The sequence below is a fragment of the Mycobacterium sp. genome, from assembly GCF_032162605.1.
GTDB lineage: Bacteria > Actinomycetota > Actinomycetes > Mycobacteriales > Mycobacteriaceae > Mycobacterium.
Genome location: NZ_JAVROT010000008.1, coordinates 1 through 8,258, shown reverse-complemented (window position 1 = coordinate 8,258; position 8,258 = coordinate 1). Strand labels below are relative to the sequence as shown.

Genomic DNA, 8,258 nt, shown 5'->3' with positions numbered 1-8,258 from the left:
TACGTCAATTCCCACAAGGACCTCGTACAGAAACTGGTCAACGCCTACGTCGCCACCCTCGCCTGGATCCAGGGTCACAACGGCGCCCAAATCGCCGACATGATGCCCGCGTCCTACTACGCCGGCGTCGGCAAAGACACCTACGCCCAAGCGCTGGACAACGAAAAGGCCATCTTCAACCCCACCGGCATCATGCCCCCGAGCGGACCCGCGACCTGCCTGGCCGTGCTGTTAGCCTTCAACCCCGCCGTGAAAGGCAAGACCATCGACACCGGAGCCACCTTCACCGACGAATTCGTCACCGCCGCGACACCCCTGACCTGACCAAACCAGATGGTGTTGGATCCGCATCCGATCCGCATCACCACAAGTCGCCATCAAAGCGTTCGAGGTCGACTACGGTGCCAAATACTCCAAGGCGGTCGCCAAGATTGTCGAGGACGCCGACGTGCTCCTGGAGTTCTACAAGTACCCCGCCGAGCACTGGATCCATCTGAGAACCACGAATCCCATCGAGTCGACCTTCGCGACCGTCAGGTCGCGGACCAAGGTGACCAAGGGCCGGGCTCCCGTGCCGCCGGAATTGCCATGGCCTACAAGCTGATCGACGCCGCACAAGCCCGCTGGCGGCTCTCAACGCACCGCATCTCGTCGCCCTCGTCCGAGCCGGCGCGACATTCCACGAGGGCAAGCTACTCGAACGGCCTGTCAACATCACACCCGAGACACCGGATGCCGACCCGAAAGCCGTAGGATCAGAGGTCGCTTAATCAGTGTTTCGGCCTTCGTTTTTTGTAGCCTGAGTTGCTGCCGTGCGGGTCTATCGGCCCCACGCAAGGCCACACCTGATTACATGAGTGAATCGTCGTACGTAGCGGTGAGAGCGCCGCCTGCGTCACCCGTGTTGACCACGCCGACGGGTTCGATAAGCACCGCGTGTACCTCGCCATCGGCAATCGGGCAATGTTCGATACCTCGCGGCACGACGAACAATTGGCCAGGACGAAGCACCACGTCGCCGTCGCGCAGCTGAATCCTCAGTTCGCCGCTCACGACGAGAAACAACTCATCGGTGTCATCGTGGGTGTGCCAGACGAACTCGCCATGGAGCTTGACGACCTTGATCTCGTAGTCGTTAAGACGCGCTACCACCTTGGGTGACCAGTGCTTGGAAACTAGGGACAGCTTGTCGGCGATGTCCACCGCCTCGTTGACCATGATCCAAGCCTCGCACGGTCCACGGCGCGTAAGCCAGGCCCTGCCCGGTTTGTCGATCGTTAGACACAGAAACCGAGGTGGGCTGGACAGCTTGTGGCGATGCGACAAAGGGCCCAAATCATGGCAGACGACATCCACAACTCTTGACAATTCCTCCAAGAGCCGTCTTCACACGGGTCCGCTGATCGTCTGACAGTCCCACCACTTTTGCACCTCAGCTTCGGCGAACACGCCGCCCCCTTCCGCTCAGGATTCCGAACCTTACAGCCGCCGGCGAACGCTTGCACCAGGTTTGAGAGGTAGTCGGACTCACGCTAATGACTGAGGTTCACAACGAACCTTGGTCGCATTTCAAATGCGCCCCCTCGGCCCATTGCTCTCCGGTCGCGGCCCGAACCGCATGGCCTGCGCCGGCCACGGTCCACCCCGAGATGCTGTGCCGGTTGGCCTTTGGCCGTCGGCTAGCAATTTCACAAGGGAAATCTCAGCTAGTTCTCAGGGAAAGAGGCGTAGTACAGGTGCACCCGTCCAAAGGGGACGCCTCGCCTCAATGCGGACGAGCCAGAGTCGAATGGAGTGATCAGAGTGAATTCGAATCAGCAGAAGAGGGTCAAGTTGTTATCGGCCGTCATTGGTGCCAGCGCCGTAGTCGCCGTGGGAGCGATTGGTATTGCCGTCGCTAACGAGCGATCCGGCCCGGGCACCGTCATGTCGGCTCCCGGCATGACGCTTGGCCCAACGACCACCACGACGACGCCGCCGGCGGCGCCAGTGACGTCCGTAGCCGTCCCGGCGGACAAAGCAACCCCGCCCAAGGGATTCCGCTGACGCCAGCCCGCACGGGATACTCTTGTGGCGTGGCTGTCGGCGACCTCGTCCGAACCGGCGCCCACCGATGGACAATCGAGCCACCAACCCCTGCCCTAACGGACACCCTTTAGGACCCAACCAAGTCGGCCACGAAGCCTGCCTAGGCCACGGCGGCGGGTGCACACCACCTGGACCTGCCGCCAATCCGACCACACCGAGCCCGGGCCACCGACTAGCACGCATTGCACCGCGCTCAACCAGCCTTCAGTGGCACGATCTGGCGATGGCCCGCGACGAAGTTGAACTCGTCGCCGACGGTGGCGACTGTTCCCATTGCCGGGCGGCACTGCCCCGCCGAGTCGTCGGTAGTCGTCAATACTCTGTTGGCATGTCCCGGTCCGTCATCCGACGAAACGCATGGTGGCACAGGGTCTCCAGCTCAACCGGGCGCCGACGAGCAGTCGCCCCGTTCTCCGCGGTTCATGAGAGAGACCCTGCCTCTGTTGCCGGAGAGGCCGCGCTCGGGGGCAGGGTCCGTTGCAGGTAGCGGGAATGCAGGACTTCTACCGGCAAGTTTTCGCGCTGGTCGGTGACGAAGCATGGCCCGAAGATCCGGTCGGTCCTCTCGGCGATCAGTGGCGGGGGGTCGGGGGCGCTCAATCTGCCCATTCCTGGCCTATCGGGGTTCGATAGGAACCCTGTTCTGAGCAGAAAGATAGGCCTTGAACTGGTCTTTTAGTGAGTGGGCGCAGAGGGAATCGAACCCATGACCGCTGGCGTGGAGATTCGGACCGGGCCATCCAGTTCCGACGACCGGGTCGTCGAACTGGGATTCGGCACCCCGAGGCCAAGGTCCTGTCGCGGCGTCGGATTGCCGACTGTGGCAGAAGCTTTCGACCACCCCGTCGTCGGCTCACTGATCATTCGCGCTGGTGCGCACCTGGATGGGGGCGGCGCGATGGGACGGCTGAACGTGGACGCGACTCGGGGTGGTGTCGTCGTGACGCGGAGTCCGATGTCCGTTCTGGCGCGTATCGATGCTGAAACACGTTGGCGGGCAAAGCTACTAGACCATCGTCAGTGGGGGCTTACGAGGACACGAATGAGACCCCGTCCACCGCTGAGCGGCGTCAATGCCTTCCCAATGACTGACCCGAAAGCGCGGGCAGGCTCGGTTACTTTGCGGCAGTGTCCACGAATTGCAGACGTGGTGAGGAGGTCGCCGGGACGAATGGGAGCAGCGTCCGCGTCGGCCTGGCACCACACTTTGCCCATCATCGCCACGTGTGCACTGTCCTCGTGCCTGTCTAGCACCATCGCCGGGTTGACGCCGCCAGCACCAGAAACGATACCGACGACGGCCGTGTCGTAGTCACGGTCGCAAGGATGCACTTCACCGTCTTGGCCCAGCACGACCACCAAGCCGGCCTCGACCAAGGGGTCGGTCGTCGTCAGCGCCTCTGCGTAGTCGGCCCCGCCTGGCATCAATATGACGTCGCTACCCACCTCGATGTTTCCCGTCACCTTGATGTCGCCGTCGACATGGACCGTTCCGTGGAACGAACCGGCGAGTCCATCCGTCTCCAGGACCCGTCCGAGAACGCCAATCCCCTTGACGCTGAATCCGCTGACGGCGACTCCGGTGTCCGAACTTTCAGCCAAAATGGCGGTGCCGCCGCCATAATTCTCGGCGAACAAGGCTGGCTGTTCGTTCTCCTGCGATCTTGCGAGAATTAGGTTGTCTGGTGCCAACTTTATCTTGTCCGTAAGAGCGGCGTTCTTCGACGGCAATTTGTGCAGATTTTGAAAATTGAAAGGGTTGGACATGACTCTCCTGTCTAGTCCCGCAGTGCGCGGCCTGCGGTGAAAGCGGGGTTACGGCCGTATGCCAAGGAGCGTTTTGATGCTGATCGTCGTTCCCGGTTGGCCATACTGTCGCAGACCGGGACCGTACTGACCGCCGAAAGTGGACGGAAAGCGACCTTGAATAGCCCAGGTGACGGAGATGAAGGACAGCTTGAAGACCGAGAACGTGACCCGCGTCGAGGCAGTCGGACCGCAGATTTGCGGGTCGTGCGTCGCGACATCGGTGTAGGTATTCGTGAATGATGTCGTGGATTGCTCCGGCATTGGCGGCGTGGCGTTGGCGGTCTGGGGAATCGCCACGGAATCAAGGCTGTCCAGTCCTTCGCCGGTGAACGGTACGACGCCCGAGAAGACCACGCCGTTGCAGGGCCCGAGGTGGTGATAGTCGAGCAGTGCTCCGATTGGATCTTTGAAGACCTGGTTGAATGCGCCGGATAGCGCGCTGCCAATGTCGCTAGCACCGCCGAGGATCAGTTCGACGTACTTCTTGGCGACATAGTCGAGAATCTTGATTTCAAGATCGTCCTGCTTTTGGGTGTCGAGGCTGCTCAACTGTTCGTCGCTGGTGTTCGTACCGGTATAGACGACGCTGACGTTTTCGCCATACCTGACCTCCAGCGGACCTAGTCTCCAGTTCTTCGACATGTTGAAGAGGTTCCCGGCAGGGTAGGCGAGACCGCCGTCGGCTGCCCCGTCCGTTGTCGACGCCGCGCTACCCGTCGTCATCGCGTCGAATTTCCCGGAGCCGTGTCCTCGGTCCAACTGGTCAACGAAGACCGTGAACGTCACCACGTCCTCGTCGGGAATCTTGCCTCGGGTTTGGTCGATCCAAAGCTTGTCGAGTTTGAAGACATAGAAGCTCATAGGAGTGGCCCACGGTTCTGTTGTCGCCGGACGAAGAAGGACACCTAATGCGGCTCGGCCGCCATCGGAATCGGGCCATAGACCCCAAGGATCGTAGTGCTTTGAACGACGTAACCCAACGCCGATAAGCTGTCCGACGCCCAAGTAGCGTGACCCGCGTCGAGGACGTTGTCAAGAGGTGCCCGAACTCCATTGGGCGATGACCGCGCTGCCAAAAATTTGTCATAACACCTGCCAATTAGTCGGCAGGTCCGGTCGCTAGGTGGTCGTGTGGAATTGTCGCTCGCCCAGGAGCGGTGCCAGGGTTGTCGGGCGTGGTCGTCGATGAGTTTGTTGCCAGGGCACGGCATTCCCAGACTCAATGCGTACCCCGATTATCACGTATCGGTCGTGCTATGTGCCCGGTGGATAAGCCACGATGACAACCGCGGTTACTAAGGCAGTTGCATTGGGTTCGCGACACCGCCCAACAGCAGCACCGGGGGCCCGTCGAAGGGCCTGGGACCCATTGCGGCGCGCCGCATTAGCGCACGGTCAGCCTTGCTGCGCGCACACCGTGATCGGCTGCCGGGCGCCCCGCTAAGGACGACCGGAGGTTCTTGGGGCTGGTAGGGCCTCGAGGAGGCTTTCGTGGGGTGTCAGGTAGTCGGCACCCCGGGGATCGTCACCACCGAGCCGTCGGACCACCCCGAGTTAGCGCCTATTTGACCCTTGCCTGCGTGACCGTGCTCGTTCGGCAGGTGCTGGCTGGTCCTCATCCACTGCCACCGATCCGGAGCAAGCACCCAGCAGCTCCCCGCCCCATCCGTGTCAACGATGAGCACGCCGCTCGGGAGAATCTCGTAGCGGGCGCTGTCCATGAAGTCATAGGTTTCGAAGTGCGGGTTGGGCGGTTGAATGCCTTGTTCGGCCGGGCCGCGCACGTAGATGGTGAATGCCATGATCCGAGCCTGCCATGGCGGCCATTTGGGGACAGAAATTCACAGTTATGCGATGCCACGGAAACCGATCGCGGCAGCTGACGCTATTGCTCGGTTTGAACGTCGACCATAGTGACTCCGCACCGCAGTTGTCCCAGCAGATCCCGGTGGCACCCATCGATCGACGTAGCCCTGCATCAGCGCACGCAGGCCTGGCCCATCGCGCGTGCGGCGTACTGGCTGGTTCCGCGGTCGGAACGCATGATCGTGCCCCCCACCTGGCCGCCGCGCACCGCGACCGCCTGGGCCAGCGCATCGGTGACCAGCTCGCTGAGCACGTGATCGGTCACCGACCACCCGGCTAGGAGTGGATCCCGCGCGGCGGGACCACACAGCCACGCTGACGGAACGCGTTCAGCGCTTGGCAGATGCCGTAACCGGAGCTCGCGCTGCACAGAAACCCTTACGAGCCGCACAATGCCGACTCGGCGGCATCGCATACCGACCGCGGCACACAAAGTTGTGCGGAAAGGGCGTTCGCCAGGCGTTAGCGTCAGATGATGGCGATCTTCCTGCTGCCCAAGTCTTCTGGGGCGATCACGCTGGAAGCAGCAGCACCGAGCGTACCCCCGAGATCACGGATTCGAGGTACTGCCGGCCGTCCTCGACGGCGACAAGCGCGTCAAGTTGTTACTCAGCGGCGATTGGGTCGCCACGACGCCGGGTTCTGGGCGCAGGTTATCGCCGCGGCGCCGCGCTGCGCAACGGGATTGACGTTCGCGGCGAAGCAACTCTTGCGTGTCGGTTGTCTCGGTCGCTGCCGCCAAGGCTCCCGGCTCCGACGCGGCCGGCGAGGCCAACGTCCTGGTCTTCCCCAACCTTGGCGCCGGCAATATCGGATACCGATCGCCGAGCGCCTCGGCGGCGCCGTGGCGCTCGGGCCGATCCTGCAGGGATTGTCGGCACCGCTGAACGATCTCTCACGCGGATGCAGCAGCCGCGACATCGAGGTGATGTCCCCGCTGAGCGGTGTACAAGCTGTGCGGTGACGCTCGGGGACGGTGCTTGGCCCAGCGCCTTCTACGGTGTCCTCGCCCTGGCTCTGGCCCCAGCAATCCCACCAACAACATCAGCGGTGTCGCAACGAGAGCGGTGCCAAAACCCGTCGCCCCCACCGACTATGGAAGCAAATGCAGTGCAGACGCAGCCGAACACGAGCGGCAACAGGCCACCTCAGAGTTGGTAGCCCGAGGGCATGATGGCGGCGATCGCCTGGGCCGTCTCGATCACGAGCAGTCCCAGCTGCGAGACCCGATCATCGGGTATCCGGATCCGGGGGCCTTGGACGGCCAGCGCGGTGGTCACGATCCCGTCCGTAGTCGGGACGGGAGCAGCAACGCCATAGACGCCAGGGACTCGCTCTCCCCTGTTGATGCTGAACCGGCGTTCCCGAGTCTCTTCAAGGTCGCGCAGCAGCTCCCGCGGTGAGATGATCGTCGTCGGTGTCAGTCGGATCAGCTCGCCGAGCCGAGCCACCTCCTCATGCAGGTCGCCGGCGAACGCGAGCAATACTTTGCCGGTGCTGGTGCAGTACAGCGGGATCCGCGCGCCGACCGGTTGGATGAATCGCAACGGTTGCTCAGACTCGACCCGCAGGACGACCAACCCCTCGTCGCCGTCGCGGATGACCAGGTTCACCGACTCTCCGGTAAACTCCGCGAGTTGCTCCAGCAGCGGCATCGCCTGATCGAATCCCAGGGTGCGTTCCGCCGCACGCCCGAGCAGAAAAGCCGCAGGTCCCAAGCGATAACGTTCGGTTTGCGCGTTCTGCACGGCATACCCCCCGGCGACCAACGCCCGAAGGATCCGGTGAGCCGTGCTCGCGTGCAGGTCCAGTGCCCGCGCCAGCTCGATGACTCCGACGTCGCTCCCGGCGTCGCGCAACACGCCCAGCACGGATAGTGCCCGAGCGATCGTCTGCGTACCGGCGACCTGTTCGTTACGGGGTAGCTCTGTTGCGCCGAAACGCGCCGTGCTCACGCCTGTCCCCTTTCCCACATGGTCAATGAAATCTAGCAAGAGCGGCATGGGATCGTTGCGGGCGTCTCGAGTGATCTGGGTAGCCGAGAGCGCCCGGCGCGGGCAGTACCTCTCAGGTGCAACTCCGTGCCGCCATCGGCGTCACTCCGAAGTTTTGCAGAGCGTGTTCCAACTGACTGGGGACGTCGATCACGACAGCTCCCGCCTGGGTCAGTGCGTCGACCTTGGACTGACCACTGCCGCGGTGGCCGGTGACGATGGCACCTGCGTGACCCATGCGGCGGTCGAGCGGAGCGCTACGCCCGGCAATGAAGGACACCACTGGTTTATGTATGCCGGCGATCAGCTCAGCGGCATCCTCTTCCATGGTCCCCCCGATCTCGCCCACCAGCACGATCGCGTCTGTGCGGGGATCGGCGTCGAGGGTGCGGACCGCGTCCAGGGTGGTGGTACCCAGGATCGGGTCGCCACCGATTCCGATGAACGCAGACTGCCCATAGCCTGCGGTGACCAGATTGAGCGCGAGCAGGGTGCCCAGGC

The 8,258-nt window shown here is 62.9% G+C and carries 7 protein-coding genes and 3 pseudogenes; 3 read left to right on the top strand and 7 right to left on the bottom strand.

The annotated features are described in order from the left end of the window. Together QOI01_RS00270 and QOI01_RS00265 are read left to right on the top strand one after the other, a co-directional pair. Positions 1-324 (top strand): hypothetical protein (locus tag QOI01_RS00270; protein ID WP_526377486.1); only part of this gene is annotated, 324 nt, incomplete at its 5' end. A 43-nt stretch (positions 325-367) separates the two neighbouring features. Then, positions 368-770: pseudogene (locus QOI01_RS00265) on the top strand (transposase); the annotation flags it as partial. 79 nt (positions 771-849) lie between these two features. Here QOI01_RS00265 and QOI01_RS00260 read toward each other — a convergent pair. The 5 genes from QOI01_RS00260 to QOI01_RS00240 form a co-directional block, all read right to left on the bottom strand. After that, positions 850-1,218 (bottom strand): cupin domain-containing protein, encoded by a 369-nt coding sequence (locus QOI01_RS00260; RefSeq protein WP_526377484.1) that lies wholly within the window; start codon positions 1,216-1,218, stop codon positions 850-852. Between the two features lie 1,887 nt (positions 1,219-3,105). Further along, entirely contained in the window at positions 3,106-3,855 is a 750-nt protein-coding gene (locus QOI01_RS00255; RefSeq protein ID WP_526377482.1) for a bactofilin family protein, read from the bottom strand. 48 nt (positions 3,856-3,903) lie between these two features. Beyond that, entirely contained in the window at positions 3,904-4,902 is a 999-nt protein-coding gene (locus QOI01_RS00250; protein WP_526377480.1) for a hypothetical protein, read from the bottom strand. 494 nt (positions 4,903-5,396) lie between these two features. Then, positions 5,397-5,699, bottom strand: coding sequence for a hypothetical protein (locus QOI01_RS00245; RefSeq protein WP_526377478.1), 303 nt, complete (start codon positions 5,697-5,699; stop codon positions 5,397-5,399). Between the two features lie 176 nt (positions 5,700-5,875). After that, complete coding sequence (locus tag QOI01_RS00240; protein WP_526377476.1) at positions 5,876-6,028, bottom strand: hypothetical protein; 153 nt, start codon at positions 6,026-6,028, stop codon at positions 5,876-5,878. Positions 6,029-6,476: 448 nt separating this feature from the next. On the opposite strand from QOI01_RS00240, the pseudogene QOI01_RS00235 reads away from it, so the two are divergent. After that, a pseudogene (locus QOI01_RS00235) lies at positions 6,477-6,727 on the top strand (phosphate acyltransferase). A gap of 184 nt (positions 6,728-6,911) precedes the next feature. Here the strand turns inward: QOI01_RS00235 and QOI01_RS00230 are convergent. Further along, positions 6,912-7,718: an IclR family transcriptional regulator gene (locus QOI01_RS00230; protein WP_526377474.1), complete on the bottom strand. Its 807-nt coding sequence runs from the start codon at positions 7,716-7,718 to the stop codon at positions 6,912-6,914. Between the two features lie 112 nt (positions 7,719-7,830). Continuing rightward, a pseudogene (locus QOI01_RS00225) lies at positions 7,831-8,258 on the bottom strand (succinyl-CoA synthetase subunit alpha); the annotation flags it as partial.